General features: G+C 66.4%; 22 protein-coding genes and 1 pseudogene. 11 read left to right on the top strand and 12 right to left on the bottom strand.

The window, feature by feature from the left end:
- The first annotated feature begins 152 nt into the window (after window positions 1-152).
- The 3 genes from AC1DO7_RS26940 (at window position 153) to AC1DO7_RS26930 (ending at window position 3,591) form a co-directional block, all read left to right on the top strand.
- The gene (locus AC1DO7_RS26940; protein ID WP_441643431.1) at window positions 153-527 is read left to right on the top strand and encodes a hypothetical protein; all 375 of its coding nucleotides are present in this window, start codon (window positions 153-155) and stop codon (window positions 525-527) included.
- 269 nt (window positions 528-796) lie between these two features.
- Window positions 797-1,366 carry an AAA family ATPase gene (locus AC1DO7_RS26935; protein WP_477116757.1) on the top strand — a complete coding sequence of 190 codons (570 nt, stop codon included), beginning with the start codon at window positions 797-799 and terminating at the stop codon, window positions 1,364-1,366.
- 98 nt (window positions 1,367-1,464) lie between these two features.
- Window positions 1,465-3,591 carry a winged helix-turn-helix domain-containing protein gene (locus tag AC1DO7_RS26930; RefSeq protein ID WP_477116756.1) on the top strand — a complete coding sequence of 709 codons (2,127 nt, stop codon included), beginning with the start codon at window positions 1,465-1,467 and terminating at the stop codon, window positions 3,589-3,591.
- Window positions 3,592-3,742: 151 nt separating this feature from the next.
- On the opposite strand, the gene AC1DO7_RS26925 is transcribed toward AC1DO7_RS26930, so the two are convergent.
- Entirely contained in the window at window positions 3,743-4,762 is a 1,020-nt protein-coding gene (locus AC1DO7_RS26925; RefSeq protein ID WP_441619628.1) for an NAD(P)H-quinone oxidoreductase, read from the bottom strand.
- Between the two features lie 660 nt (window positions 4,763-5,422).
- Between AC1DO7_RS26925 and AC1DO7_RS26920 the strand changes: the two genes are divergently transcribed.
- Window positions 5,423-6,379 carry a LysR family transcriptional regulator gene (locus AC1DO7_RS26920; RefSeq protein ID WP_441619626.1) on the top strand — a complete coding sequence of 319 codons (957 nt, stop codon included), beginning with the start codon at window positions 5,423-5,425 and terminating at the stop codon, window positions 6,377-6,379.
- 93 nt (window positions 6,380-6,472) lie between these two features.
- Here AC1DO7_RS26920 and AC1DO7_RS26915 read toward each other — a convergent pair.
- The 4 genes and pseudogenes from AC1DO7_RS26915 to AC1DO7_RS26900 all read right to left on the bottom strand — a co-directional run bounded on the left by AC1DO7_RS26915 (window position 6,473) and on the right by AC1DO7_RS26900 (window position 11,716).
- Window positions 6,473-7,844, bottom strand: a pseudogene (locus AC1DO7_RS26915) (sodium:solute symporter family transporter).
- A complete protein-coding gene (locus AC1DO7_RS26910; protein ID WP_441619623.1) occupies window positions 7,841-8,155 on the bottom strand; it encodes a DUF485 domain-containing protein in 315 nt (104 codons plus the stop codon). Before AC1DO7_RS26910 ends, AC1DO7_RS26915 begins: the two are co-directional and overlap by 4 nt.
- Before the next feature lie 85 nt (window positions 8,156-8,240).
- Window positions 8,241-9,884: a fatty acid--CoA ligase gene (locus AC1DO7_RS26905; RefSeq protein ID WP_441643430.1), complete on the bottom strand. Its 1,644-nt coding sequence runs from the start codon at window positions 9,882-9,884 to the stop codon at window positions 8,241-8,243.
- A 35-nt stretch (window positions 9,885-9,919) separates the two neighbouring features.
- Complete coding sequence (locus tag AC1DO7_RS26900; protein ID WP_441619619.1) at window positions 9,920-11,716, bottom strand: acyl-CoA dehydrogenase; 1,797 nt, start codon at window positions 11,714-11,716, stop codon at window positions 9,920-9,922.
- Window positions 11,717-11,968: 252 nt separating this feature from the next.
- On the opposite strand from AC1DO7_RS26900, the gene AC1DO7_RS26895 reads away from it, so the two are divergent.
- Together AC1DO7_RS26895 and AC1DO7_RS26890 are read left to right on the top strand one after the other, a co-directional pair.
- Window positions 11,969-12,757 (top strand): SDR family NAD(P)-dependent oxidoreductase, encoded by a 789-nt coding sequence (locus AC1DO7_RS26895; protein WP_441619618.1) that lies wholly within the window; start codon window positions 11,969-11,971, stop codon window positions 12,755-12,757.
- A gap of 66 nt (window positions 12,758-12,823) precedes the next feature.
- Window positions 12,824-13,858 (top strand): phosphotransferase, encoded by a 1,035-nt coding sequence (locus tag AC1DO7_RS26890; protein ID WP_441619616.1) that lies wholly within the window; start codon window positions 12,824-12,826, stop codon window positions 13,856-13,858.
- A 199-nt stretch (window positions 13,859-14,057) separates the two neighbouring features.
- Here the strand turns inward: AC1DO7_RS26890 and AC1DO7_RS26885 are convergent, their stop codons facing one another.
- The 5 genes from AC1DO7_RS26885 to AC1DO7_RS26865 form a co-directional block, all read right to left on the bottom strand.
- On the bottom strand, window positions 14,058-14,591 hold the full coding sequence (locus AC1DO7_RS26885; protein WP_441649739.1) for a hypothetical protein: 534 nt from the start codon (window positions 14,589-14,591) through the stop codon (window positions 14,058-14,060).
- Between the two features lie 207 nt (window positions 14,592-14,798).
- Entirely contained in the window at window positions 14,799-16,124 is a 1,326-nt protein-coding gene (locus tag AC1DO7_RS26880; protein ID WP_441619612.1) for an MFS transporter, read from the bottom strand.
- A 116-nt stretch (window positions 16,125-16,240) separates the two neighbouring features.
- Window positions 16,241-16,456, bottom strand: a complete 216-nt coding sequence (locus tag AC1DO7_RS26875; RefSeq protein WP_441619610.1) for a DUF2783 domain-containing protein — start codon at window positions 16,454-16,456, stop codon at window positions 16,241-16,243.
- A gap of 37 nt (window positions 16,457-16,493) precedes the next feature.
- Window positions 16,494-18,242 carry an FAD-dependent oxidoreductase gene (locus AC1DO7_RS26870; RefSeq protein ID WP_441619608.1) on the bottom strand — a complete coding sequence of 583 codons (1,749 nt, stop codon included), beginning with the start codon at window positions 18,240-18,242 and terminating at the stop codon, window positions 16,494-16,496.
- A gap of 53 nt (window positions 18,243-18,295) precedes the next feature.
- Window positions 18,296-19,255, bottom strand: a complete 960-nt coding sequence (locus tag AC1DO7_RS26865; protein WP_441619606.1) for an MBL fold metallo-hydrolase — start codon at window positions 19,253-19,255, stop codon at window positions 18,296-18,298.
- Between the two features lie 298 nt (window positions 19,256-19,553).
- Between AC1DO7_RS26865 and AC1DO7_RS26860 the strand changes: the two genes are divergently transcribed.
- Window positions 19,554-20,369, top strand: coding sequence for an IclR family transcriptional regulator (locus AC1DO7_RS26860; RefSeq protein WP_441619604.1), 816 nt, complete (start codon window positions 19,554-19,556; stop codon window positions 20,367-20,369).
- Window positions 20,370-20,373: 4 nt separating this feature from the next.
- Window positions 20,374-21,234 carry an IclR family transcriptional regulator gene (locus tag AC1DO7_RS26855; RefSeq protein ID WP_441619602.1) on the top strand — a complete coding sequence of 287 codons (861 nt, stop codon included), beginning with the start codon at window positions 20,374-20,376 and terminating at the stop codon, window positions 21,232-21,234.
- A gap of 18 nt (window positions 21,235-21,252) precedes the next feature.
- On the opposite strand, the gene AC1DO7_RS26850 is transcribed toward AC1DO7_RS26855, so the two are convergent.
- Window positions 21,253-22,239, bottom strand: coding sequence for a LysR family transcriptional regulator (locus tag AC1DO7_RS26850; protein WP_441619600.1), 987 nt, complete (start codon window positions 22,237-22,239; stop codon window positions 21,253-21,255).
- 105 nt (window positions 22,240-22,344) lie between these two features.
- Here AC1DO7_RS26850 and AC1DO7_RS26845 point away from each other — a divergent pair, with 105 nt between their 5' ends.
- The 3 genes from AC1DO7_RS26845 (at window position 22,345) to AC1DO7_RS26835 (ending at window position 24,645) form a co-directional block, all read left to right on the top strand.
- The gene (locus tag AC1DO7_RS26845; protein WP_441619598.1) at window positions 22,345-22,467 is read left to right on the top strand and encodes a hypothetical protein; all 123 of its coding nucleotides are present in this window, start codon (window positions 22,345-22,347) and stop codon (window positions 22,465-22,467) included.
- Between the two features lie 151 nt (window positions 22,468-22,618).
- Window positions 22,619-23,686, top strand: coding sequence for an aromatic ring-hydroxylating dioxygenase subunit alpha (locus tag AC1DO7_RS26840; RefSeq protein WP_441619596.1), 1,068 nt, complete (start codon window positions 22,619-22,621; stop codon window positions 23,684-23,686).
- Between the two features lie 5 nt (window positions 23,687-23,691).
- Complete coding sequence (locus tag AC1DO7_RS26835) at window positions 23,692-24,645, top strand: PDR/VanB family oxidoreductase (protein ID WP_477116755.1); 954 nt, start codon at window positions 23,692-23,694, stop codon at window positions 24,643-24,645.
- Window positions 24,646-24,652: 7 nt separating this feature from the next.
- Here the strand turns inward: AC1DO7_RS26835 and AC1DO7_RS26830 are convergent, their stop codons facing one another.
- Window positions 24,653-26,002 carry an MFS transporter gene (locus tag AC1DO7_RS26830; protein WP_441619592.1) on the bottom strand — a complete coding sequence of 450 codons (1,350 nt, stop codon included), beginning with the start codon at window positions 26,000-26,002 and terminating at the stop codon, window positions 24,653-24,655.
- Window positions 26,003-26,243 lie beyond the last annotated feature (241 nt).

Here is a 26,243-nt window from a genome sequence, read left to right as displayed (position 1 = left end):
ATAGGCGACTAGCGGCAGGCGCGAACCGGCAGCTGCCAGGCGGGTGGCGGGCTACCCCCTCGGATGGGGAGGGCGGTTGAAAACCATGGGGAAAGGCGCAAGATGACCGGCGTGATTGGATTAATCAGYTTTTTCCTGCCGGAGATTTAATTATGAAGCGCACATCCCTGTTTGTCTTGTCTCTTTCCTTTGTCGCGGGTATTGCCGCAGCACAGGCACAGAGGACGCCAGACCCATACACAGACGGCGCGCGCACCGGAAGCCGGGACCCGTACACGGAGGGCGCGAATTCCGGCAAGTTCGATCCGTACACCAGCGGCGCGAGGCAGTCCACCGCCGAAAAACTGAATCCGTCGCAAGCTACGGGGCCGGACAAGCCGAGCCGCGATCCCTATGGCAGCGGGGCCAGGAACGGCGCACGCGACCCCTACACCGACGGCGCCAGGAACGGCCCGCGTGACCCCTACACCGATGGTGCGCGCTCGGGCAAGCCCGACCCCTTTACGGACGGCGCGAAGTCGAAATAGGCGCGCAGTCGTGCCGTCCGTGTGATCAGTATCCGCTGGGGCACCTGGCCATGCATGATGAATCTGCAGTCCCGGCGGGTACATTTCCGGCTGGCAAGGTATTCTGGATCGGCCTGATCCGACAACCTATACTTGCGGTGATAATCACCAGGCAGCGTGGGGCTTCGGAAAATTAGCGGTGTGACCACGCGCCGGCCCCGCGCCCGGCGGTGACTTGCCACGGCGACGATCATGAGTCCGACTGGTTCCCGAGGAGCAATACGAGCGAGATGACGCAAGCCCAGACGCTACCCGGCCCGGCCTCGGCCCGCGACGCGAAATGGAGGCCAGCGCTGATCCGCACCAAGCTGGTTCCGCCATACACGCGCCATCAGATTGCCCGTCACAATGCGCTCCAGCTCCTGTCACGCGGCACCGAATGCAAGCTCACAGCCCTGGTTGCCCCCGCAGGCTTCGGCAAGACCACGCTTCTTTGCGAGTGGCGCAATGCACTTCTCGAGCAAGCGTACGCGGTGGCATGGCTGAGCATCGATCGCGAGGATGACGACCTGGTCCAGTTTACGGCCTACCTGCTGGCCGCAGTCCAGCAGGCGAGCGCCGAGGTAGGCGACCGCATGCAGCAACTCCTGCGCAATGACTATCTCGCACCCGTGGAGGCGCTTCTCGCTGAGCTGCTCAACGAGGTGGCGGCATGGGAGGGGAAGCTCGTCCTCATTCTCGACGACTTCGATCGCCTTCGCTCCGGCGATATCCATGAAGCCGTGTTCCGGCTCCTGCGCTATGCACCGGAGAACCTCCATATCGCTATAGCGGGCGAAGCGAGCCACCAATACCGCTGAGTTATTTTGCGTCCCGGGGCCAGCTGCTGCGCCTGGGGCCGGAAGACCTGCGTTTCGATCCCGCGGAAACGCAGGCCTTCTTCTCGAAGACGGCAGGGGTGACGCTGGACGGCGAACAGACCCGGAAGCTTCTGAGCGCCACCGAGGGTTGGGTCGCAGGGTTGCAACTCGCGTCGCTGGCGCTCAAGCAAGGCGGGGAGGGCGAGGATCTTGCGGCACAGTTGCCGCGCGCCCGGCGCGACATCGCTTCCTACCTGAGCGAGAACGTCATGGCGCACGTGCCTGGCGAGATGCTGGACTTCCTGCTGGACATATCGATCCTGGACCGGCTCTCGGCGGCCCTGTGCAACGCCGTGACCGGCAGGGACGATGCGCGCAAGAACCTCGAGTGGTTGCTGGCCGGCAATATGTTCCTGCGCCCGCTTGACGCGGAATGGGAGTGGTACCGGTTTCATGCGCTGTTCACGGATTACCTGCGCAAGCGCCTGCAGGAGGAACGGGCGGAGGATATCGCCGGCCTGCATCGCAGGGCCAGTGCATGGTATGCCGGCCAGTCCCTGTGGCCGGAGGCCGTCAAGCATGCGCTCGCCGCGGGCGATGTGGACCAGGCCGCGAGCTGGGTCGAGCGCTGCGCCATGACGCTGGTCGAAGCCAGCGATGTACGAACAGTACTGACCTGGCTGGCCAAGCTTCCGCACGAGGCAATACAAGGCCGGCTGCGCCTGCGCCTGGTTCATGCCTGGGCGCTCGCGCTTTCGCTGCAGACGGTGCTGGCGCAGCGGGAACTGCGCGCGGTCGAAGCCGACATCGCTCGCGACCGCTCCGTTGCCGACAGCATCGGCGTGGAACTGGCCGCCGTGAAAGCGTTGATTGCTGGCCTGTCCGATGCGAGCCGGGATTCTCTCGAGCTCGGACGGAGTGTGCTGGACATGCGGCCGGAACCGAACTCGTGGGAGGAGGGCATAGGGCTGACCACGCTCGTGTTCGGGTTGGCATATGCGTCCGAGTTCGACGAAGTGCAGCGCCTGCGCGACCGTGTCTCCCATGGTGCCGAGCGGGGTGCGCCCCTCTATGCCACCGTCTATCGGCAGAGCATGGTCGGCCTGAGCCTCTTTGTGGAGGGCAGACTGGAAGAGGCCGTGACCACCCTGGAGCACGCGCTTGGCCAAGCCAACGCAAGCGCCGGCAGCCAGTCCGCGGCCGCCGTACTGCCGGTTGGCTACCTTGCCGCGATCCGCTATGAGTGGAATCATCTCGAGCGGGTCGCCGAGATCCTGCGTGGGCGGCTCGATATCGCGCTCCAGGCCTGTTCCCTGGGTCCCCTGGCGGGCTTCTGCATCACGCTGGCGCGGCTGGCGTTCCTGAACGGCGACGTGGATGAAGCGAACGGGATCGTGGAACGCGCCGAAGCCGTCGCGAAGGAACGCGGCTGGCTCCGCCTGCAGGTGGCCTGCAAGGCCGAGGCCATCCGGCTGGCCATTCGCGCCGGCAATCTCGGGCGCGCCGCCAGCATGGGGCATGCGCTTGAGACGCTGCTGCCAGGCGAGAATCCACAGGCACTGTCAGGCAGCCAGCGCGAGACATGGCAGCGGCGCGAAGCCGCACTGTGCCGGTTGCTGATTGCGCGTGGGCGCGCCACGGAGGCGCTGCCACGTCTGCGCGCCATGCAAGCGGAGGCGCGCGTCGCGGGCATGCGCTATGTCCTGTCCCAGGTGACCGTGCTGCTGGCCGTGGCCACCCTGAGCGCGGGCCAGCCCGAGGACGCTGCCGCGGCGATCGGGGAAGCGGTGATCTATGGCCAGGACAACGGGCTGTGCAGGGTGTTCCTCGACGAAGGCGAACCGGCGCGCGAGATCCTTCACGCGTTGCGCAAGCGCCCCGACGCCTTTCCAGGTGTCGAGTCCTGGTATATCGAGAAGGTTCTCGCCGGGCTGGACGCGACGGGAAACGCCGCGGCCGCGCCGGTGCGGCCCGCCGCGGAGCGCCCGCCCGAGCGAACGGCGGCCAGCAGGCTGAGCGCCCGCGAAGTCGAGATCCTCGACTACGTCGCCCGCGGCCTTTCGAACAAGGAAATCGCCCGGGCGCTCCGGGTAGCCCCCGAGACCATCAAATGGCATCTCAAGAACATCTATGAGAAGCTGAGCGTGACGTCCCGCATTCAGGCCATCCAGAGCGGACTGGGCATGGATCTGCCCCGCCACGACCGGCCGAAGGGGCATGCCTGACGCAGGCGTTCAAACGCCGCCTCTCCGGCGGCGCTTTATCTCGTCGGACACCGCGCCGGACACCTCGCTCGCGCCGGCCATGATACGCGCGCGGTGTTCAGCCGGAGCGGGCTCCGGCTGAACATGCATACCCGCGGATACGGGCAAGCTGCTAGGCAGATGGCGTCAGAACGATCTTCCCGATATGCGTACCGGAGTCCATCAGTTCATGCGCCTGCGCGGCGTTCTCGAGCGGGAAGGTCCTGTCGACGAGCGGCTTGATCGTGCCGCCTGCCATCAGGGGCCAGACATGTTCCTCCAGTTCGCGGATGATCTGCGACTTCTCGGCTGCGGTGCGGGAGCGCAGCGTCGAGCCGATATGGGTCAGGCGCTTGGTCAGCATCGGGAAGAAGTCCACGTTCTGCGCCGCCCCCTTGATGACACCGATCTGCAGGATGCGCCCGTTCAATGCGGCCGCGGCGTAGTTGCGCGCTACGTAGTCGCCCGCGATGATATCGACAATCACGTCCACGCCGTTGCCGTCGGTGTGGCGCATCACCGCCTCGACAAAATCCTCTTCGAGGTAGTTGACCGCGTGGTCGGCGCCGAGCCGTAGACTGGCGTCGCGTTGCGCCGCGGAACCGACCGTCGTGATGATCTTGCTTGCGCCGAAGGCTCTGCTCAGCATGGTGGCGGTGGTGCCGATGCCCGATGCGCCGCCGTGGATCAATACGGTATCGCCCTTTGCGAACTTGCCGCGCTGGAACAGGTTCAGCCACACCGTCATGAAGGTTTCCGGCATCGCCGCCGCCTCGATCAGCGTCAGGCCGGGCGGAATGCGCAAGGTGTTGCTCTCGTTGGCGACAGCAAACTCCGCGTAGCCGCCGCCGGGGATCAGGGCGCACACCAGATCGCCCGTCTTGAATTGCGTGACGCGGTCTCCCAGTGCGACGATTTCGCCTGCCACCTCGAGTCCGGGGATATCGGATGCACCCGGTGGCGGGTCATACAGCCCTTTGCGCTGGAAGACGTCCGGGCCGTTGACGCCGGCCGCAATGATGCGAATCAGCACTTCGTCGGGTTTCGGCCGGGGAACGGGACGCTGTGTCGGGACGAGAACCTCCGGACCGCCCGGACGGACGATTTCGACCGCGATCATGGAATCACGAAGGGTTGACGGATTGATGGACATGAAAAATCTAAAATAAACCTAAAGGATTGATGAATTTTCGTTTAATCATATTTCAATGAGAAATTGAAAAAACGATAAGAGAAAGTATAGGTTCTTCCGAATATTCCATGYGATGCGCTTGCTCAGTGCACGAATGCGAAAATGCATCAGTGGGAGGCGCAGTGGGACTTGCCGCGTGATGTCTTGTGCCGATACGCACTACGCGCCACGCGCGCGCGGGCACTTCTCTGCCCATAAGCCGCGCGCCGGAACGCATTGTGCGTGCGTTGTCACCTTCGAGTTGCGTTCATTCCCGATGCCCCCCGGATGGGGAGGCGGCTTGCATGGCCGTGGCAGATCCGGATGATGCTTGCTGTCGGTGGCAGGCTGGCCGCGCGTGAAGCGTGATGCCGACCGCAACTTCATGAATCGCGATAGCCGGCAGGCCCGTCGCCAGAGGTCGACCCACCTGACGTTGCGGCGGGGGCGCCGTTATCGGCGGCCGCCGCCGCGTTGTATCTCGTGTCCCCCGCGGCCGATGCGCGATCAGACGCACACGCTGGCGCGATGCCGGAGCGGGTTGTGCATGACTATCTGGCGTAAGGCGCGTGTGCGCGCCATACGTCGCTGAGAAAGGCGCCTCGCGGCCATGCACCGGCGGCGGGTGCGCACGTAGATGCCATGAAACTGATTGACTGGAAGGATTGGGAAGTGTTTTGCCGCGTGGTCGAGGGGGCTGGCTTTACCGCCGGCGCCACCTTGATGGGAATCCGCAAGTCCGCGGCGAGCGCCGCCGTTTCCCGGCTGGAGGCCGAACTCGGCGTGCGCCTGCTGGAGCGCACGACCCGCAGGGTCAGGGTGACGGATGCCGGCCGGCAATTCTATGACCGTATCGCCCCGCTTTTCGGGGAGCTGCGGGAGATTGGCTCCGACTTGTCGTTGGCCAACAGGGTGGTGCACGGCACGCTGAAGATCGCAACGCCCTACGAGGTGGGTGCGCAATACCTTTCTTCCAGCCTGGCGCGGTTGATGTCAATGCATCCCGGGCTCGAAGTGCAGGTCGATGTCACCTGGGACCAGCCGGATCTGGTGCGCGATGACTACGACGTGGCTTTCGTCATGACCAGTGATTCCCTTCCCGACAGCTCCCTGGCGGGAAAGCGCGTACTGCGCATGGAGCGAGGCTTCTATGCCGCGCCAGTCCTGGCCGACAGGCTGGGCCCGGCGCGCACGCCGGACGAGCTTGTGGCGTGGCCGGCCATCGGGGCTCCGGACGAGAAGAACTGGGAGTTCGTGGCGGCGGGCACGCTCGAGGACAGGCGCCTGGCCGTAGCGCCCCGCCTGCGCACGGATAACGCCGAGATCCGCAAGCGGGCCGCGCAGGACGGCCTTGGCGTGGCGCGCTTCACTTGTCCGTTCGTTCATGACGAAGTAAGGAACGGTACGCTGGTGCGGGTACTCCCCGACTATGCGTCCGCTCCCGTGAAGGTGTACGCCCTGATGTCGACGCGAAAACACCGGACCGCCAACGTGCATGCATTTCTCGGCCTCCTTGAAGCGGAACTTGGTGCGGCAGGCGCCGCGTTGCAGGGAAGCCCCGCGGCCGCGCATGCCCTCGCAGCCCGTCGGAAGGCCTAGCAGGCCAGGGGCGGGCATCGCGCATGGTGCGGTCCAGCCGCGGTTCCTTCCCGCCCGGAGCCGTCACCGGCGCGCCGGGCGTCGGCGCCCCGATCAGTGCCGGCTCGCTTCGGCCGCGCCGAAACCGGTCTGCGCGCGCACGAACTGAGCGTCGAAGGCCTGCCGTTCCGCCGTCGCGCGGGCACTGCCGTCCAGCCTGGAAGCCGCCCAGGTCACGAGGAACGCCAGTGGCATGGAGAACAGTGCAGGGTGGTCATAGGGGAAGATTGCCGCGGGATGGCCCAGTACGGATTTCCAGACCGCCGGGCCCAGCACCACCAGGCCGACGGACGATACCAGGCCGGTCAGCCCGCCCCACACAGCCCCGCGCGTGGTCAGCCCCCGCCAGTACATCGAGAGGAACAGCAGCGGGAAGTTGGCTGACGCAGCGATATTGAATGCCAGCGCCACCAGGAAAGCGAGGTTCTGGCCCTTGAACAGCATCCCCAGCGCAACGGCGATGGCACCGATCACGAGCGTTGCCCGCTTGGTGACCGATACCTCCTCGGCTTCGGTCGCGCGGCCGCCTTGCATCGGGCACCGTGAAGAACCGCATCAGGATGTGCGGCAGGCCGGAGAGGCCGAAGATGGTCGCCAGAGACAGCGACAACGCGGAAACGGGGTCCGCGAACAGGCTGGCCGGGGACAGCAGGGCGATGCCGCTCGGGTGGACGGAGACGGCCCTGGCAGCCAGGCTTTCGAAGCTGAAGCCGAAGCGCGCGAAGGCGAGCGCGGCAAGCAGTGTGCCGCCCAGCATCAGGAGCACGGCCTTGATGATCTGCACCCAGGTGGTGGCGATCATGCCGCCAAACGTGACGTAGACGATCATCAGGCAGCCGACGCCGATCACGGCGTAGTGGTAGTCGATCCCGAACAGCAGCTGGATCAGCTCCCCGGCCCCCACCATCTGGACGACCAGGTAGAAGAAGACAACGATCAGCGAGCTGATCGCCGCCACCCACCGCGTACTGACCGGATCGAGCCGGTGGGAGACGATATCCACGAACGTAAACTTGCCGAGATTGCGCAGGCGTTCGGCCATGAGGAAGAGCATGACGGGCCAGCCGATAAAGAACCCCACGATGTAGAGCAGGCCGTCGAAGCCGCGCGCGTAGACCAGGCTGACGACGCCCAGCAAGGTGGCCGCCGACATATAGTCCCCGGCCACTGCCAGTCCGTTCTGGAGGCCGGTGATGCCGCCGCCGGCCGTGAAGAAATCGCTGGCCGTCCTCGTGCGCTTCGCGGCCCAGTATGTGATGCACAGGGTGATGGCGACAAACACCAGGAACATCGCAATGGCGACCGGGTTGAGCGGCTGGCGGGCGGCGGGCTCGACAGCAGGACCGGCCCAGGCGGGTCCCGCTGTCGCGGCAAGCTTGGTGGCGAGGGCGGCAGCCAGCAGGCGCAGGCGAGCGTATCCGGTCACGAGAGCACCTCCTGCAGGATCTGGCTGGCAAGCCTGTCCAGGCCGCGATTGGCACGCGCCACGTAGATGCATGTCGCGGCCCAGCCGATCACGATCACGGCGATCGCCAGGACGATGCCGAGATTCGTCATCGCGCCCGCCGCGATGGGCCTGGCCAGCACGGCCGGCCGCATCGTCACCATCGCCATCAGCAGCAGGTAGGCGCAGAGGACAATGCATAGCAGCGTCCAGGATAGCCTGGCCCGGCGTGCCGCCAGTTCCCTGAAGCCCGGGTGTTCTTGTATGCGGCGTGTAGCCGACGCAGTGGTCATCGTTGTCTCCTCGTGGGTTGTCCGCCTGGGCGGACCTTGGTTTTGCCGTTCGTGCGGCGGCATTGGTGCATGGGCTTGCGGTGGGCTACTGGTACTTGTCGCGCAGCAGGCGCTTGTTGATCTTCCCGACGCTGGTCTTCTCGATGGCATCGACGAAGACGACCCGCTCCGGCACCGCGTACTTCGAGATCACGCCGCGGCGCGCGCAGTCCCCCAGGTGCTCCCGTATGGTTGCTTCGTCGGCGCTTTCACCCGGCTTGAGCACGACCAGGGGCAAGGGACGCTCGCCCCATTTGGGGTCCTTCACGCCAATGACCGCGACTTCGCGCACCGAGGCGTGGCGCGAGATCAGGTCCTCCAGTTCGAGCGACGAGACCCATTCKCCGCCCGTCTTGATCACGTCCTTGATGCGGTCGGTGACCTGGAGGTAGCCGTCGCTGTCAATCGTGCCGATGTCATTGGTATGCAGGTAACCGCGCGCCCACAGTGCCCGGGATGCCTCGGGGTCCTTGTCATATCCCTGCGTCAGCCACGGCGCGCGCACCACGATCTCCCCGCTTGCCTTGCCGTCGTGCGCGACATCGCGCATTTCCTCGTCGACGATGCGCAAGTCGACCAGGGGAATCGGCAGGCCGGTCTTGGTCCGTATGTCGAGCTCGCGCGACGCTTCGCCCGCCATCGACGTCTTGACCTGGGCGAGCGTGAGGATCGGGCAGGTCTCTGACATGCCGTAGCCGGTGAAGACATCGATGCCCCGGTCGATGGCCGCTTGCGCGAGGCCGCGCGGCAGCGCCGAGCCTCCGACGATGACCTTCCAGCCCGCCAGGTCCGCCGCTTGCGCGGCGGGACAGGAGAGCACCATCTGCAGGATGGTGGGCACGCCGTGCGAGAACGTGACCTTCTCCCGCCCGAGCAGCGCGAGGAGCGTTTCAGGCGCGTAGCGTCCGGGGTAGACCTGCTTCATCCCCATCGCCGTGGCGACGAACGGCATGCCCCACGCATGCACGTGGAACATCGGCGTCATCGGCATGTACACGTCGTCGCGGTGCACCCGTCCCTGCGCCGGCGCGCTTGCGAGAGCGGCCATCGTGGCCAGCGTATGCAACACGATCTGGCGATGGCTGAAGTACACCCCCTTTGGCTGCCCGGTGGTGCCGGTGGTGTAGAAGGTGGTCGCCCTGGTGTTCTCGTCGAAATCGGGAAACGGGTAGTCGGGCGAGGCCGAAGACAGCAACGACTCGTACTCGTCGGCGAATCCGTCGGGCGGGTCGGTGGCCTGCGGGCTACCCTGGGCGTCTTCGAGCAGGACGAAGGTGTCGACGGTGAGAAGGTGGGAGCGGATGAGCGCCAGCACCGGCAGGAAGTCGGCGTGGATCAGCAGGGTCTTGGCGCCGGAATGATTCAGGGTGTAGATGATCTGTTCCGGCGCAAGCCTGACGTTGACGGTGAGCAGCACCGCGCCCATCATCGGCACGCTGAAGTAGGTTTCCAGGTAGCGATGGCTGTCCCAGTCCATGACCGCCACCGTATCGCCGGGGACGACGCCGATGGAACCCAGGCCGCTTGCCAGCAGGCCGATCCGGTGGCGCATGGTCCAGTAGCTGTGCCGGGTCTGGTCGCGATAGACGATCTCTTGCTCGGGGTGCACGGCGAGCGGCGCGTGCAGCAGTTGCTTGATGAGGAGCGGGTAGGCGTAAGCAGACGACGTACGCTCGTTCGGGGAAGGCATGGGCACGGTTTTCCTTTGTTGTCCTGGCGGCAGAATCAATGCGAGTCTTGATGGAAGGCGAGGGTGCCGGCCGCGCCCGCCATGACGGTCTGGCCGAGCCCGGTGACCTGTGCCAGCAGGTGATCGGCATAGAAGCGGGCCGTGGCGCGCTTTGCCTGCAGGAACGCGGCATCGCCTTCGCCGCGCAGGAGCCGGCCCTGCGCGATGCGCAGCGCGCGGGCCATCTGCCAGCCGCCGCAGACGAGCCCTGCGAGCTTGAGGAAAGGAGTCGCGCCGGCGTACACGGCTTGCACGTCTACGCTGTGATTGCGCACCACCCATTCGACGCAAGCCTCCAGCACGCCGACGGCCGCGGTCACTTGCTCATGTACCACCCGCACATCGTCCTGACTGCCGAGTTCAGCAAGCAGTGCGAGATCGGAGCGCATCATCGCGACCACGGCGCGTGCCGTGCGCCCATTGTCCCTGGCGATCTTCCTGCCGACCAGATCGTTGGCCTGGATGCCCGTGGTTCCCTCGTAGATCGTGGTGATCCGGGCATCGCGCAGGTGTTGCGCGACGCCGGTCTCCTCTATGTATCCCATGCCACCGTGGACCTGAAGCGCGGTGTTGGTGACTTCGACAGTCATTTCGGTGGCCCAGCCCTTGTTGATCGGGGTGAGGAAATCCACGAGGGCCTGCTGGCGGGCACGCTCTTCAGGGTCGCTGGCGGCATGCAACATGTCGCCCGCGGCGGCCAGGACGTAGGCAACCGCCCGGGCCGCTTCGGTCAGGGCCCGCATGGTCATCAGCATGCGGCGGACGTCAGGGTGGCGGATGATGGCCGCGGCGCCGGTCTCGCGGTCGCCGACCGGCCTGCCCTGGGTGCGTTCACGCGCGTAGCGCACGGCTTGCTGGTAGGCGCGTGCGGCGATGCCGATGCCCTGCAACCCGACTGCGCCACGCGCTTCATTCATCATGACGAACATGGACTCGAGTCCGCGGTTTGCCTCGCCGACCAGGTATCCCACCGCGCCTTGCGCATCGCCATAGGCCATCACGGCAGTCGGGCTGGCGTGAATTCCGAGCTTGTGCTCGATGGACACGCACCTGACATCATTGCGTGCGCCTAGCGTGCCGTCAGGCATCACCAGGAACTTCGGGACCAGGAACAAGGAAATGCCCTTGACGCCAGGGGGCGCATCGGGCATCCGCGCCAGCACGAGATGCACGATGTTCTCGGACAGGTCATGTTCACCGTGGGTGATGAAGATCTTCTGCCCGTAGATGCGGAAGTGATCGCCTTCGGGGACGGCTCGGGTGCGCACCGCGGCGAGATCGGAACCGGCCTGCGGTTCGGTCAGGTTCATGGTGCCGGTCCAGCGTCCCTCGATCAGCGGTGGCAGGTAGCGCTGCTTCTGTGCATCGGAGCCACACAGCATCAGTGCCTCGATGGCGCCGCCGGTCAGCATCGGGCAAAGCGAAAAGCCCATGTTCGCCGCGGCGAGCATCTCGAAGACCGCAGCCGCGACCACCCTCGGCAGGCCTTGGCCGCCGTACTCCTGCGGAAAGCGCAGTCCATTCCATCCCGCGGCTACGAACTGGCGATACGCTTGCTTCACCCCGGGTGGTGTGGTGACCTTTCCGTCGGCGAGCGTACAGCCGACCACGTCACCCTCGCGGTTGATCGGCGCGAGCACTTCGCCGCTGAACTCCGCGGCGGCGTCGAGGATGGACGCGACCGTATCCGCCGTGGCGTCCCCGAAGCCGGGCAGGGCGGCGATATCAGCCAGCCCGGCCAGTTCGGTGAGGACAAAATTCATGTCGCGCAGTGGCGCGCTGTAGTGACTCATGGTGTCTGATGGTCTGGCAATGCCGCGAGGGACTGGTGGAGGGAATTGCGTCAAGCGTAGGCGTCCTTCCTTGCGCTTTCAGCCCCTCCGCCGGGGAGCCCGGCGCAGGCGCCACGCCTCCCCATCCGAGGGGCTGGCACGTGCGGGGAACGCCCTTAGTCTTCTGCAGGCTGATGCACGGGCGCTGGCGCCCAGCAGCGTTCGTGCGCAATAGGAGCGCCGGCCCGGCTAGACCCCTGAGGAGACATATTCATGGCAGTCACGCATTCCATCCCGCAACCGTTTTCCGACCTGGAGGGGAAAGTCGCACTGGTGACCGGGGCTTTCAGCGGCCTGGGACGTCATTTCGCACTCACGCTCGCCCGTGCCGGCTGTCGCGTCGCGCTGGCCGGGCGGCGGCTGGCAGCGGGCGAGTTGCTGCTGTCGGAGATCCGGGAGGGCGGTGGCGAAGGCTGTGTCGTACCACTCGACGTGTGCGAATGGAGGTCGGTATTCGCGGCGTTCGATATCGCCAGCCAGGCGCTGGGCCCGATAGATATCGTGGTGAACAATGCCGGCATTGCGACGACAGGGCCGGCCATGGAGACCACGGAGGACGAGTGGCAACAGGTCATTGAAACCAACCTGAACGGCGCCTGGCGGGTCGCCCTGAGCGCGGCGCGCCATATGCGCGATGCGGGTAGCGGAGGAAGCATTGTGAATATCGCATCCATCCTCGGCATGCGCGTTGCACAACAGGTGCCGGCCTATTCCGCCGCCAAGGCGGGCCTGATCCACCTGACCCGCTCGCTGGCGCTCGAGTGGGCGCGCTACGGCGTGCGCGTCAACGCCCTGGCTCCAGGCTACTTCGAAACGGATATCAATCGCGAGTTCTTCGAGACGCAAAGCGGCTCGGCGCTGATCCGGCGCATCCCCCAGCGCCGCCTCGGCCAGGCTGGCCAGCTTGACGGGGCGCTGCTGCTGCTGGCTTCCGATGCCTCGGACTACATCACCGGAACGATCCTCCCGGTGGACGGCGGACACATGGTCAGCTCGCTCTGAACGGGCGTGGCCCGGCGAGATGACCCCGATGGGCGGTTCCCCAAGGAATCAGGAGCATTTCAAGCAATGAACACAACAAATCCGGACCTGGATATCCACGTCCTGGCCGAACTGCTGCATGGCGTCGGCCTGACAGACTACCGGTGCCTGAAGGCGCACCGCCTGACCGGCGGCCAGTCCAACCCGACCTACCGCATATCGTGCGGCCCTCGCCAGTATGTCCTGCGCACAAAGCCGCCCGGGCAATTGCTGGCCTCGGCGCATGCGATCGACCGCGAGTACCGCGTGCTGCAAGCCTTGCAGAACAGCGAGGTGCCGGTTCCACGTGTCCACTTCTACAGCGACGATACCTCGGTCGCGGGAAGCCCGTTCTACATCATGGATTACCTCGATGGCCGGGTCATGGTCGATCAGTCGCTGCCGGGCCTGGCTGCTACGGAACGCAGTGCCATCTACGCGGAGATGAATCGCATCATTTCCACGCTGCACATGGTCGACTATGCCAGCCTGGGGCTGGGCGACTTCGGCAAGACCGGAGACTACCTGGCGCGCCAGATTGCCCGCTGGACCCGCCAGTACCGGCAGTCGGAGCAAAGCATCCGGGCGATGGACGCGCTGGCCGACTGGTTGCCGGGCCATGTTCCGCCGGAACATCTCGCTTGCCTGGTGCATGGGGACTTCCGGCTCGACAACCTGGTCTTCCACCCCACGCAGCCGCGCGTGATCGGCGTGCTGGACTGGGAACTGTCGACGCTGGGCAATCCCCTGGCGGACTTCGCATATCACTGCATGAGCTGGCATATCCCGCCGCAGCTCTGGCGCGGCATCGCGGGTCTCGACCTGGCAGCGCTCGGCATTCCCGATGAGCTGTCCTACGCCAGGTCGTACTTCGGCGCCACGGGGAACGACGCAACGGAGCACTGGACCTTCTATCTCGCGTACAACTTCTTTCGCCTCGGCGCAATCATGAGCGGCATCGCACAGCGCGCGCAAGCTGGCAATGCCGCCTCGGCAGACGCGGTGGAGACCGGCCGCAAGGCCGGGCCGATCGCCGAGATCGGCTGGGCATACGCACAGCGCAATCACTTGCCAGGGCGGTAGCGCCGAGGCTCCCATCGAGTGCCTGCGGGCACTCGCCTGCGTTGCGCGGGCAGATCACGCGCAGCTTGCGGGGGGATCACGTGTGGACCGCGCGCCTTGATTGCCTGCAGGACCGGTGGTGAGCAGAAATGACGCGCGCCGCGGGCCAGATCCTGGGCCGCGGCGCGTCCGGCCGCATGGCTCGCGCCATGCCGCGGGTTTATCCGTTGAGAGTCACATCGTTGCCAGAGTCGGTGCGCGCCCCATCCGTGAAGGGATCGCGCTTGCCGAGGCCGGCGACGACAGACGTGCCGGACAGGCTATTGATTTCGGCGCCATGCGCTCCATCCGTGAAGGGATCGCGCTTGCCGAGGCCGGCGACGACAGACGTGCCGGACAGGCTATTGATTTCGGCGCCATGCGCTCCATCCGTGAAGGGGTCGCGCTTGCCGAGGCCGGCGACGACAGACGTGCCGGACGGGTTATTGATTTCGGCGCCATGCGCACCGTCCGTGAAGGGGTCACGCTTGCCGAGGCCGGCGACGATGACGATCGCAGGGAGTCGCCCGTGAGCGGAGCCCAACAGTCGTGCGGCAGCGGGGGCGCGCTGGCTGGTCTTGGCCGCATGGGCTGACTGGAACGGCAGCCGCGTCGTGGCGGGCCCGGCATTGCCCGCGAACACGGGGGAGGCAGCGAACGTGGCGGTCAGGGCCATCGCCACGCCGGCGATGGTGGAACGAGTAACGGTCTTCATGTTGGTACGTCCTTTGAACAATCAGAACACGGGGGTATCCGCCGCACCTCGCGAAACGGATAGCGTGTTCGGTGATCTGATGTTAGTAGTCACCCTGTACGGGATAAATACCTACATGAGGAACAGATTGTTCTCTGATACGTGCCAATCGGTCGGGGCTCGGTATCCGCGGGCTTCAGCCCGGTGCCGGTCGAGCCCGTCCTGGCCTCAATGGCGCGGCTCGCCCTTTGGCACGCCCAGCCACATCGCCGCGCCGCTGGCCAGCAGCAATGCCGCGAGCAGATAGAGCGCATTGTCCATGCTGCCGGTGTGCGTCTTGATCTGGCCGATGACCCAGGGGCTGACAATGCCGCTGGTGATGCCGATGCTGCTGATGAAGGCAATGCCGGCCGCGGCCGTATGCGCCGGCAGATGGCTCGGCGGCAAGGACCAGAAGATGGGCAGCGCGGCGAAGATCAATACCGTTGCGGCGGACAGCAGCGCGAGCATCGCCGGAAAGCTCGGCAGGTGCAGGGTCAGCAGCGCCAGTGCCAGCGCCCCGCCGGCCGTGCAGGCAATGAAATGGCGGTGCCGCTCGCCGCGCCGGTCCGAGTTGCGGGCGATCAGGATCAGGCCCACCGCACCGATGGCGTTGGGGATGACCGAATACAGGCTGATCGACATCACGTCGGTGATGCCGAAGTCCCGGATCATCAGCGGCATCCAGAAGCTCAGCGTCAACGAGCCGCAGGTCAGCGCGAAGTAGATAAAGGCGAACAGATAGATGCGGGGATTGCGCAGGGCCTGCATCAGCGCGGCGAAGGAGTGCGCATGGGTGCCCCGTTCGCTCTCGCCGTTGTGCGCGGCCAGGTAGGTTTTCTCCTGGTCGGTGAGCCAGCTGGCCTGTTGCGGCTTGTCGACCAGGAATGCTGCGGCCACCAGTCCCAGGACGACCGCGGGCGCGCCTTCGATGGCGAACATCCACTTCCAGCCCTGCAGGCCGAGCACGCCGGCCATGTCCCGCATGATCCAGCCCGATACCAGTCCGCCCAGCACGCCGGCCACGGCCACCCCCGCAAAGAAGATGGCCATGACCGCCGCGCGCCGGCGCGCCGGAAACCAGTAGGTCAGGTACAGCACGATGCCCGGGAAGAATCCGGCCTCGAATACGCCCAGCAGGAAACGCAGCGTATAGAAATGGGCGGGGGTCGACACCATCATCATGCCGACCGAGGCCAGTCCCCACAGCACCATGATGCGGGTAAAGGTGCGGCGCGCGCCAAAGCGGGCCAGCAGCATGTTGCTGGGCACTTCGCACAGCACGTAGCCGACATAGAACACCGCGGCGCCCAGACCGTACATCGCATCGCTGAAGCCGAGATCCTGCTTCATCTGCAACTGGGCGAAGCCGATATTGATGCGGTCCAGGAAGGAAATGACGTAGCAGACAAAGAGGAAGGGAATGATGCGCAGCCATATCTTCCGGTAGAGTGCGTCTTCTTCGCGCGCAGCGGTACCTTGGGGCGCAATGGCCCCCGCATAGGATTGGGTCATGGAATGTCTCCGGGAACGCGGGCCTGGCGGGCCCTGGATGCCGACGTCTTTTGGGTCTTGCGTATGTGAGCGTCTTGGCAAAGAGTGGATGCGCGAGCGGGCCGGGCCCGCTGCGCTCAGGGTTGCGCGACGCGGCCTGGTGCCGTGCCGTCGCGCGCCATCTCCATGGCCGCGAGCAGCGTGCCATGGTCGCCGATATGGTTGGCGAGCAACAGGATCAGTTGCGCGTTGACGGCCTGACTCTGGCTGTCGTCCAGATCGCGGTGCATCTCGATCAGGGCTTCGTAGAAGTCGTCGGGGCGTGCCAGGTTAGGCTGGGTATTGAGGGTCATCGCTCTGCCTCCTTTTATCGGGATGTCGCCTTGAGATTCATGCCGGCACCAGGCCAGCGGGAGCCGGATCCGAAACCACCGCGGCTGGCCGCTGCGCGCCGGGCGCGTTGCCGGTCGCGCGCGCCATGGCCGCCGCGACGCCGGCGGCATCGATTCCCCGCCAGCGCGCGCAGACATGCTGGTCCGGGCGGATCAGGTACAGCGTGCCGGGTTGCGCGTCATAGCGCCGCGTGGCCAGCCCCTCGGTGTCTTGCAGTACCGTCACGCCGGCCGGCTGGCCGGCCTGGTCCGTGAGGCCCGTATCGAGCAGGACCACCCTGAGCGGCAAGCTGCCTTGCTGCAGGCGGAGCAGCGCCTGCAAGGCCTTGCCATCGGGCGCGCCGAACACCAGTGCGGTGAACTGCCCGCCCAGGTGCGGCAGCAGCCAGCCGGGGCCTTGCTCGCCGATGACCGGGGCGTCCACGCAGGCAGCGCCCGGCAGCATGTCGCCGGCAAAGTCGCCTGCATCGGCAGTGTTCAACGGCGAATCGCGCAGTACCGAGGGCACGGAAAGCCGCCCGCTGTTGACCAGCCGGCGCGCGAACGCATGCTGCTTCGACAGGTTGAGCACGGCGTCGCGGAACACCTTGCTGACGGCGCTCTTCGGCGTGATGAAATCGGTGGAGCGCGTCGAGTTGCGGATGTTCTCGTCGGCGGCGTACTCGCGTTCGCTCGCATAGGTATCGAGCAGGCTGTCCGGCGCATGGCCGCCGATCACGTAGGCCAGTTTCCAGGCAAGGTTCTCCGCATCCTGCACGCCGCTGTTGGCGCCGCGCGCCCCGAACGGCGACACGCCATGGGCCGAATCGCCGGCGAACAACACGTTGCCGTGGCGGAAGCTGTCCATGCGCAGGCAGGAGAAGGTATAGACGCTGACCCATTCCAGCTCGAACTTCACGTCCGCCCCGAGCAGCGCCTGCACGCGCGGGATGACGCGCTCGGGCGCTCTCTCCAGCACGGGATCGGCGTCCCAGCCGAGCTGGAAGTCGATGCGCCAGACATTGTCGGGCTGGCGATGCAGCAGCACGGACTGGTTCGGGTGGAAGGGCGGATCGAACCAGAACCAGCGCTCGGTCGGAAACTCCGCCTCCATCTTCACGTCGGCAATCAGGAAGCGATCCTTGAAGGTGCGGCCCTTGCTGTCGAGGCCGAGCAGGTTGCGCAGCGGGCTGCGCGAGCCGTCGGCGGCCACCACGTAGCGCCCGGCAAGGGCATAGGGGCCGTCGGGCGTGTCGATGGTCAGCACGACAGACGCATCGGCTGCGCCGGCATGGCGCTGCTCGATGCCGGTGACCTTGTGCTTCCAGCGGATGTCCAGGTTCGGCAACTGGCGTGCGCGGTCGAGCAGGAAACCCTCGACGTAGTACTGCTGCAGGTTGATGAAGGCGGGGCGCTGGTGGCCCGCCTCCGGCAGCAGGTCGAAGGCGTAGACCTGTTCGTCGCGCACGAATACCTTGCCGACGTTCCAGCACACGCCCTTGTCCACCATGCGCCCGCCGCACCCCAGGCGGTCGAAGATGTCCAGGGTGCGCTTGGCGAAGCAGATCGCGCGCGACCCGCTCGACAGCGTGCAGTCGTCGTCCACCAGCACGACCGGCACGCCATGCTGGGCCAGGTCGATCGCGGTGGCCAGGCCGACAGGGCCGGCGCCGACGACGATGACCGGGTGAGGGTTGCCGGCGTGCCCCTGTCGCTGCTCGGGACAGGGCTGATACTCAAATGACAGGTTCTGGTAGTCGTTGTTCATGCGTGTGTCTCCATCCACTCTTCCCGGCTGTTCCCGCTCGCTACGGTTCGCGCTTATTCCTGCAGCGCGGCCCACATTTCCTTGTCGCGCTGGGCGGTCCAGATGCGCGGATGGGCGATGCCACTGGCTTCGTCGAAAGCGCGCGACACGTCGAACGGCAGGCAGTGTTCGTAGATGAAGACATGGCCGAACTTCGGGTCCATCGACTCGCGCGTATGGGCCATGGCGCGCTTCAGGTCCAGGCGATCGGCCACGGCCTCCTTGCCGGCCTGGAACAGCGTGCTGACGAAGTCCTTCGTATAGGCGATGCCTTGCCTGACCTCTTCCGGGTTGGTAAGGGCGGGGCCGCGGCCCGGCACCAGCTTTTCGGCGCCCAGCGCCTGCAGGGCGTCGAGCGTGGCCGGCCATTGCGCGAGCTGCGCGTCGCCGCAGTAGCAGGCCGCGTCGTATTCGACCAGGTCGCCGGAGAACAGCACCTTCTGCGACGGCAGCCAGACCACCGTATCACCCTTGGTGTGCCCGGAACCCAGGTGCGCGATGCGGACTTCCAGCTTGCCCAGGTACAGCGTGATCTCCTTCTCGAACACCAGCGTCGGCCAGGTCAGGCCGGGCACGGTCTCGACGCCGGCGAACAGGCGCGGGAAGCGCTCGATCTCGGACTTCATGTCGGCCTCACCGCGCTCCACGATCATCTCGTAGGTGCCGCGGCTGGCGATGACCTGCTCTGCGCCCTCGGCAAAGTACGCCGAGGCACCCAGCACGCGCACCGCGTGGTAGTGCGAAAGCACGACGTACTTGATCGGCTTGTCGGTGACCGAGCGGATCCTGGCGATCAGATCCTGGGCCATGGCAGGGGTGGCCGTGGTATCGACGATCAGCACGCCGTCGTCGCCGATGATCACACCCGAGTTGGGGTCGCCCTCGGCGGTGTACGCGTAGGCGTTCTCGGAGAGCTGGGTAAAGGTGACTTTCTTGGCTTCCAGGTCGGCCTGGGATGCGAATGCCTTGCTCATGCTTGCCTCTTTGCTTGTCTGTCGTTTTGTGGGGGGACGAGACGGCGCAAGCCATGGCGATCGGCTGCAATGGTGGAGGCTGTCTCGCCCCGTCTTGACTCTGTGCTCTGTGGTTGCACCGGTTGCGGGGTAAGGCCATCTTAGGAATGCCGGTTAAATTAGTCAAGAGCAAAACATATTGCCATTGACTAATCTTGAGGCGAGCAATGAATGGGGCACCGAATCTAGGGGAAAACCCGATATCTTCTAGGGCGCATGAGGCCCGTCCATTACCATCTGGTCTTTCAAAGGAAAACGAATGGCACGATCAGCGGACGCCACGCCGGATGAAGGCGCGGCGGAGAAGGCGCAGCGCGGTATCCAGAGTGTCGAGGTCGGCGGGCGCTTCCTGCGGGCGCTGGCCGATGTGCGCGCGCCGATGACGCTGGTCGACCTCGCCGCCAGCGTGCAGATCGCGCCCGCGCAGGCTCACACTTACCTGGTCAGTCTGGTGCGGCTCGGGCTGATCAAGCGGGACCACCTGTCGGGCCGCTACGAGCCGGGCCCGCTGGCGCTGCAGCTCGGCATGCTGTACCTCGACCACGACGCCGCCTACCGGGCTGCCGTGCCGCGCGTGGCCGGGCTTGCCGCGTCCTGCGGGTTCAGCGTGGCGATCTGTGCCGCGGGTCCGCAGGGGCCCACCATCGTGCGCTATGCGCATGCCGGCTCGCCGCTGCACGTGAACTTGCATGTCGGCACGGTGATGTCGCTGTCGGCAACCGCAACCGGCCGCGTGTTCTGTGCTTTCCTGCCGCCCGGGCAATGGCAGGCGATCTGGCAGCGGCAGCAGGCGGCGGATACCGCCGCGGCCGGCGCCACGGCGCAGGCCGGCGCCTTCGCCGCCACGCTCGCCGCCATCCGCGAGCGCGGCATCGAGCGCAGCATCGATGCGCCGAGCCCCGCCGTCAGCAGCCTGAGCGTGCCGGTGCTCGACGAAGCCGGGCAGCTGCGCCTGGTCCTGACCGTGGTCGGGGCGACCGGCGTCATCGACGTGGACTGGGGCGGCCCCGTGGCCAGCGCGCTGCTGGCCACCGCCGCCGCCATCCGCGAGGCCGTTGCCGGCACCACCGAATGACCGAATGACAGGCCCATCCTTGCCAATCGACGACAACCAGGGCGACGCCGCCAAGCCCCAGCGCGGCATCCAGTCGCTCGACAACACCGGCCAGCTGCTCGCGGCGCTGGTGGCCGCGGGCCGGCCCTTGCCTTTGCGCGACCTGGCTCGCGCGGCCGGCATGGCGCCCGCCAAGGCGTTTCCGCATCTGGTCAGCCTGCAGAAGATCGGCTTGCTGGCGCGGGATGCGGCGGGCAATTTCCGCGCGGGCCCGCTGGGGCTGGAACTCGGGCTGATTGCCCTGCAACGGCTTTCGCCCACGCGCGAGGCCGAGCCGGAAGTCATCGAGCTGGCCGGCACGACCAGCCTGAGCGTGGCCATGGCCGTGCTCGGCCCGCTGGGGCCGACGGTGGTGCGGCTGGAAGAGGCGGCGCGCCCGCAGCACGTCAGCCTGCGCGTCGGCACGGTGCTGTCGCTGGTCAATACGGCGATCGGCCGGCTGTTCGCCGCGCATCTGCCGGAACACGTGCTGCTGGGTTTGCTGGAGCAGGATGCGCTTCGGCTGGCCGGCGTGCCGAAGGCGGAAGTCGTCGAAGCCGGGGGCGGGAAGGGCGAAACGCTTGCCCCGGCCTATGCGGCGCGGCTGGCGCAGATCCGCACCGCGCGCATCGACAATGCACTGGGCAGGCCCGTGCCCGGCATCGACACGCTGGCCGCGGCCGTGTTCGACCATACCGGCAGCATCGCGCTGGTCGTCGCCCTGATCGGCACCTCGGGCAGCTTCGACAGCCACACCGATGGCGAGACGGCCCGGGTGCTGCTGCAAGCGGCGCGGCGATTGTCGTGGCGGTTTGGCGCGATGGAGCCGGCAGCGGCGAACGGCTAGCCGCGCGGGCTTCGCGCCTTACTCTTCTTTCGCCGCGCGCCGGGATCGCTTGACCGGCGCCGGCGATGCCGGCTCGCCTGCTTCCACCTGCACTTGCGGATAATGCTCGAAGGTGCGCTTCATCAGCTCCCGCAGCCAGATGATCGCCGGGTCATGGTGGAAGCGAGGGTGCCAGTGCTGCCTGATGGCGAATTCCGGCAGCGCCACCGGCGGCTGCATGACACGCACCGTGCCGTACCTGGCGAACACATTGGCCAGCTCCAGCGGCACCGTCGCAATCAGCTCCGGCTGCTGTTCCATCAACAGCGGCACGACCAGGAAGTGCGGCGTCGACAGGTAGATATTGCGCTTGATGCCGTGATCGTCGAACGCGCTGTCGTAGGCTGCGCTGGCGCGCCCCGAGAGCGTGACGACGATCTGCGGCATGCGCTGGAACTGCTCGAGCGTCAGCGCTTCGCCCACTTCGTGGTTGCGCGCGCTGACGATGGTCACGAACGAATGCATGAACAGGCGCTGCTGGAACAGGCCCTCCGGCGCAGCGCGGATGGAGCCAAGCGCCAGGTCGGCCTCGCCGGAGCCGAGCATGCCCTCGATCTGCTGGAGCGGGACCTGCAAGGTGCGCAGCGTGCAAAGCGGTGCCTCGCGGCGCAGCCGGCTGATGAGCGGCGGCAGGAACACCAGCTCGCCCATGTCGGTCATGCAGAGATTGAATGTGCGCCGCGCTGTGAGCGGATCGAACCGCGCCTGCGACAGGACCTGCTGCCTGACCGTGGCCATCACGCCCACGATGGCTTCGGTGAGTTCGGCCGCCTTGTGCGTGGGCATCATGCCCTCCGGCGCCTTGACGAAGAGCTGGTCGTCGAAGAAGGCGCGCAGCCGGTTCAGGGCGTGGCTCATCGCGCTCTGGGTCAGGCCAAGTTCCTGCGCGGCCTTGGTGACGCTGCGTTCGCGCAGCATCGCATCGAACACCGCCAGGAGATTCAGGTCCAGGTCCGTCGCATGCATGGCGTACATTCTCGCTATTAGGTGGATGACGTTGACGCATGTTTCCCCGAAACCTATTCTGCAGTCAAGGGCCCCGCAGACGGGCCCTGGCAACGGAGACAAGGCATGACCCCCGACCTGCAACCGCATTTCCATGTGCACTTCTTCGTGCGCATCCTCGTGCGCATCCTTGTGCATATCCACGCCCACCGGCACACGCCTGCGCACGGCGCATGGCTTTCATCCTGATGCTTTCCCCGCTGCCGGGCGCAGCACACTAGCCAGCCGATCCGCCTCGCGCGTCCCGCACATGCTTCGCTGCCCAGCGATGCGTGCGTGGCAAGCCGCGCCCGGGATTCCCGCGGCGCACGCGCAACAGCCCTTCAGAAGGAATACGAGCATGTTTATCAAGAACACCTGGTATGTCGCCGCCTGGGACAAGGAAATCCCTCGCGAAGGCATGTTCTCCCGCACCATCATCGGCATGCCGGTGGTGATGTATCGCAAGGAAGACGGCAGCATCGTCGCCCTGGAAGACCGCTGCTGCCATCGCGGCGCGCCGCTGTCGGTCGGGCGCAGGGAAGGGGACTGCATCCGTTGCATGTACCACGGCCTGAAGTTCGACAGCGCCGGTAAGTGCGTCGGGGCGCCGGCGCAGGAGCGCATTCCGCCGCAGGCAAAGGTGCGCAAGTTCCCCATCGTCGAGCAGCACCGCTGGGTGTGGATCTGGATGGGCGATCCGGAGAAAGCCGATCCGTCTCTCGTGCCGGACACACAGTGGCTGGACCACCCGGACTGGCGCAGCCTGGATGGTTATATCCACTACGACGTGAATTACCTGCTGATCTGCGACAACCTGCTCGACTTCTCGCACCTTCCCTTCGTCCATCCGACCACCCTGGGCGGCGGCGAGGACTATGCAGCCGTGCAGCCGAAGGTGGAGCGTATCGATGGCGGTGTCAAGATCACGCGCTGGGCGCTTAACACCGACGCGCCCGCATTCGCCAAGGCGGTCAAGGCGTGGCCCGGGAAGGTCGACCGCTGGAATATCTACAACTTCACGCTTCCGGCCATCCTGCTGATGGACTCGGGAATGGCGCCCACCGGCACCGGAGCGCCGGAGGGCACGCGCATCGATGCCGCCGAGTTCCGTGGCTGCCAGGCGATCACGCCGGAGACGGAGAATTCCACGCATTACTTCTTCGCGCATCCGCACAACTTCGCCATCGACAAGCCGGAAGTCACCGCCTCGATCCACCAGAGCGTGGTCACCGCATTCGACGAGGACCGCGACATCATCTCGGCCCAGCAGCGCAGTCTCGCGCTCGCTCCGGACTTCAAGATGATGCCGTTCTCGATCGATGCCGCGCTGTCGCAGTTCCGCTGGGCGGTCGCCCGCAGGCTCGAAGAGGAGTCGGCCCAGGCTGCCGCGCCTGCCGAAGCCAGAACGATTGCCTTGCAGAGGTAGTGCAGATGCTCGAACTCATCGTATCCAGGCTGACCGCGGAGGCCGAAGGCGTACGCGGCGTCGAGCTGCGCCGCCCGTGCGGCGGCGCCTTGCCGGCGTTCAGCGCGGGCGCGCACATCGACGTCCAGCTGCCCGGCAACATCGTCAGGCAGTACTCGCTGTGCAACGACGCCGCCGAAACCGACCGCTATTGCCTTGGCGTCGGCCTTGCGCAGGCATCGCGCGGCGGCTCGCGCTTCGTTCACGAAGGACTCAGGGAGGGCGACTCGCTTGCTGTCAGCGCGCCGCGCTCGCTGTTCGGCATCGAAGCGGCTGCCAGCACCCATGTCTTCATCGCCGGCGGCATCGGCATCACGCCGGTTCTCAGCATGATCCGCTGGTGCGAAGCCAACCACAGGCCATGGAAGCTGTTGTATTGCGTGCGCTCGCGCCAGCGCGCGGCGTATCTGGCGGCGTTGTCGCGCTTTGGCCAACGGGTGCAGGTTCACGCCGACGACGAACGCGGCGGGGATCTGGCCGATATCTCGTCCTTTCTCGGCGGACTGGCCGAAGGCAGCCATGTGTACTGCTGTGGTCCTGCACCGCTGATGGACGCGGTGGCCGCGACGGCGGCAGCAGCAGGCGTGCCCGGCGCGGCGACCCACTTCGAGCRCTTCAATGCCGGCCCGCAACGGACCGGCGCGGATGCGGAGCAGGGATTCACCGTGGTCCTGCGCCGCCATGGCGGCCGCTTCGCGGTCCCCGGTGGCGTCTCCATCCTCGAAACCCTGGAGCGCAACGGCGTCCCCCTGCCTTTTTCCTGCCGGGAGGGACTGTGCCGCAGTTGCGAAGTGCCCGTGCTGGCCGGCGTGGCGGACCACCGCGACTATGTGCTGGGCGACGATGAGCGGCAGGCCAACACGAGCATCATGATCTGCGTCTCCAGGGCGCTGACGCCCGAGCTTGAACTCGATATCTAGCCACTTGTCACCGCGCGGGCCCGCCTTCGCGCACCGGCTTGTCGTCCAGCAGCCGGGCGGGGATGGCAAGCAGCAGGGTGAGCGCCCCGCCAACCAGCAGCACCGCAAGCATGTCGAAGGCGAAATAGAGATCGCCGGTGCGGGTCTTCAGCGCGCCCACGACGATGGGGCTGAGCAATGCCGCGAGGCCGCCCAGGCTGCTGATGAAGGCGATGCCCGCGGGGGCCTGGCCGCGAGGCAGGTAAGCCGGCGGGATGGTCCAGAACACGGGTAGCGCGGCCAGGCACGCCGCGGCGCCGGCAGTCATGCAGATCACCGACGGCAGCAGCGCGCCGCGCACAAGGCCCAGCAGCAGGAAGCTGGCGGCGCCGACCAACATGGTGCCGGCGACGTGCCAGCGCCGCTCGAGGCGTCGGTCCGAACTGCGCGCCAGCAGGAACATGGCAGCCAGGGCGAGCAGGTAGGGCAGGCTGGAGATCCAGCCGATGCGGGCGACCTGGTCCACACCGAAGTCACGGATCAGTGTCGGCATCCAGTAGGCAATGGTGTTGGTGGCCGCGTAGATGGAAAGGAAGGCCAGCCCGATCGCATAGATGCGCGCATCCCCGAGCAAGCTCCGCAGGCCGCCGTGCCCCTGCGGGCGGCTTTCGGTGGCGAGCTGGCGCCGCAGCATGGCCTTCTCGGATACGCTCAGCCACGGCGCGGAGTCCGGGCCGTCATCGAGCCATCGGTAGGCCAGCAGGCCCAGCAACACGGCGGGAATGCCTTCCACCACGAACAGCACCTGCCAGTCCCGCAGCCCCAGCCAGCCATCGAGATGCGACATGATGGCCGCCGCCAGCGGGCCGCTGATCATGCCGGCGACCGTTCCCGACATCAGGAACAGCGAGGTGATCCGGCCCCGGCGTGCGGCGGGGAACCAGTATGTCAGGTAGAGAATGACGCCGGGAAAGAACCCCGCTTCGGCGACGCCCAGCAGGAAGCGGGCGGCGTAGAGCGCCGCGGGCGAATTGACCTGGCTGGTGGCGATGGTCGCGACGCCCCACAGCAGCAGGATGCGGGTGATGGTCAGGCGCGCGCCGATCTTCTGCATGTACAGGTTGCTCGGCACTTCGAACAGGATGTAGCCGGCAAAGAACGCCGCCGCCCCGATGCCATAGGCCGCATCCGACAAGCCCAGGTCGTGCGCCATGCGCAGCTTGGCGAAGGAGATGTTGATGCGGTCGATGGTGTTCAGCACATAGGCCAGGAACAGGAACGGCAGCAAGCGCCACATGATCTTCCGATAAAGGGCGGCAAGCGTGCCCGCGTCTTCGCTCAGCGTTGCGGCGGGGGGGAGTTGGGCCAGTGATTGCACTGTGGCCTCCTGTACGTTCCTGGGGATGGGGGACGGCGGGCACTGCCATGCGGCGCCCGCTGGCGCTAGGCTTCGATGGCCCGGCAAGCCTGGTCGAGCAGCGGCACCGCCAGTTCGCAGGCCTCGATCCCCTGCAGGCTGACGATCTTGAGCACGGCCAGGATCTGCTCGCGCGTCGCGCCGAGCTTGAGTGCCGCCTCGATATGCCGTTGCGTGCCATGGCCGTACATATGGGTGATGG

It is taken from the genome of Cupriavidus sp. 05N40 (assembly GCF_056397305.1).
The sequence above is the reverse complement of the archived record's forward strand: the minus strand, read 5'-3'. Positions and strand labels throughout refer to the sequence as shown.

Excerpts from the sequence above, each read along its gene's own strand:
- AC1DO7_RS26940 (WP_441643431.1), top strand. The coding sequence starts at position 153 with ATGAAGCGCACATCCCTGTTTGTCTTGTCTCTTTCCTTTGTCGCGGGT.
- AC1DO7_RS26935 (WP_477116757.1), top strand. The coding sequence starts at position 797 with ATGACGCAAGCCCAGACGCTACCCGGCCCGGCCTCGGCCCGCGACGCG.
- AC1DO7_RS26925 (WP_441619628.1), bottom strand. The coding sequence starts at position 4,762 with ATGTCCATCAATCCGTCAACCCTTCGTGATTCCATGATCGCGGTCGAA.
- AC1DO7_RS26920 (WP_441619626.1), top strand. The coding sequence starts at position 5,423 with ATGAAACTGATTGACTGGAAGGATTGGGAAGTGTTTTGCCGCGTGGTC.
- AC1DO7_RS26910 (WP_441619623.1), bottom strand. The coding sequence starts at position 8,155 with ATGACCACTGCGTCGGCTACACGCCGCATACAAGAACACCCGGGCTTC.
- AC1DO7_RS26900 (WP_441619619.1), bottom strand. The coding sequence starts at position 11,716 with ATGAGTCACTACAGCGCGCCACTGCGCGACATGAATTTTGTCCTCACC.
- AC1DO7_RS26895 (WP_441619618.1), top strand. The coding sequence starts at position 11,969 with ATGGCAGTCACGCATTCCATCCCGCAACCGTTTTCCGACCTGGAGGGG.
- AC1DO7_RS26890 (WP_441619616.1), top strand. The coding sequence starts at position 12,824 with ATGAACACAACAAATCCGGACCTGGATATCCACGTCCTGGCCGAACTG.
- AC1DO7_RS26885 (WP_441649739.1), bottom strand. The coding sequence starts at position 14,591 with ATGAAGACCGTTACTCGTTCCACCATCGCCGGCGTGGCGATGGCCCTG.
- AC1DO7_RS26880 (WP_441619612.1), bottom strand. The coding sequence starts at position 16,124 with ATGACCCAATCCTATGCGGGGGCCATTGCGCCCCAAGGTACCGCTGCG.
- AC1DO7_RS26875 (WP_441619610.1), bottom strand. The coding sequence starts at position 16,456 with ATGACCCTCAATACCCAGCCTAACCTGGCACGCCCCGACGACTTCTAC.
- AC1DO7_RS26870 (WP_441619608.1), bottom strand. The coding sequence starts at position 18,242 with ATGAACAACGACTACCAGAACCTGTCATTTGAGTATCAGCCCTGTCCC.
- AC1DO7_RS26865 (WP_441619606.1), bottom strand. The coding sequence starts at position 19,255 with ATGAGCAAGGCATTCGCATCCCAGGCCGACCTGGAAGCCAAGAAAGTC.
- AC1DO7_RS26860 (WP_441619604.1), top strand. The coding sequence starts at position 19,554 with ATGGCACGATCAGCGGACGCCACGCCGGATGAAGGCGCGGCGGAGAAG.
- AC1DO7_RS26855 (WP_441619602.1), top strand. The coding sequence starts at position 20,374 with ATGACAGGCCCATCCTTGCCAATCGACGACAACCAGGGCGACGCCGCC.
- AC1DO7_RS26850 (WP_441619600.1), bottom strand. The coding sequence starts at position 22,239 with ATGCATGCGACGGACCTGGACCTGAATCTCCTGGCGGTGTTCGATGCG.
- AC1DO7_RS26845 (WP_441619598.1), top strand. The coding sequence starts at position 22,345 with ATGACCCCCGACCTGCAACCGCATTTCCATGTGCACTTCTTCGTGCGC.
- AC1DO7_RS26840 (WP_441619596.1), top strand. The coding sequence starts at position 22,619 with ATGTTTATCAAGAACACCTGGTATGTCGCCGCCTGGGACAAGGAAATC.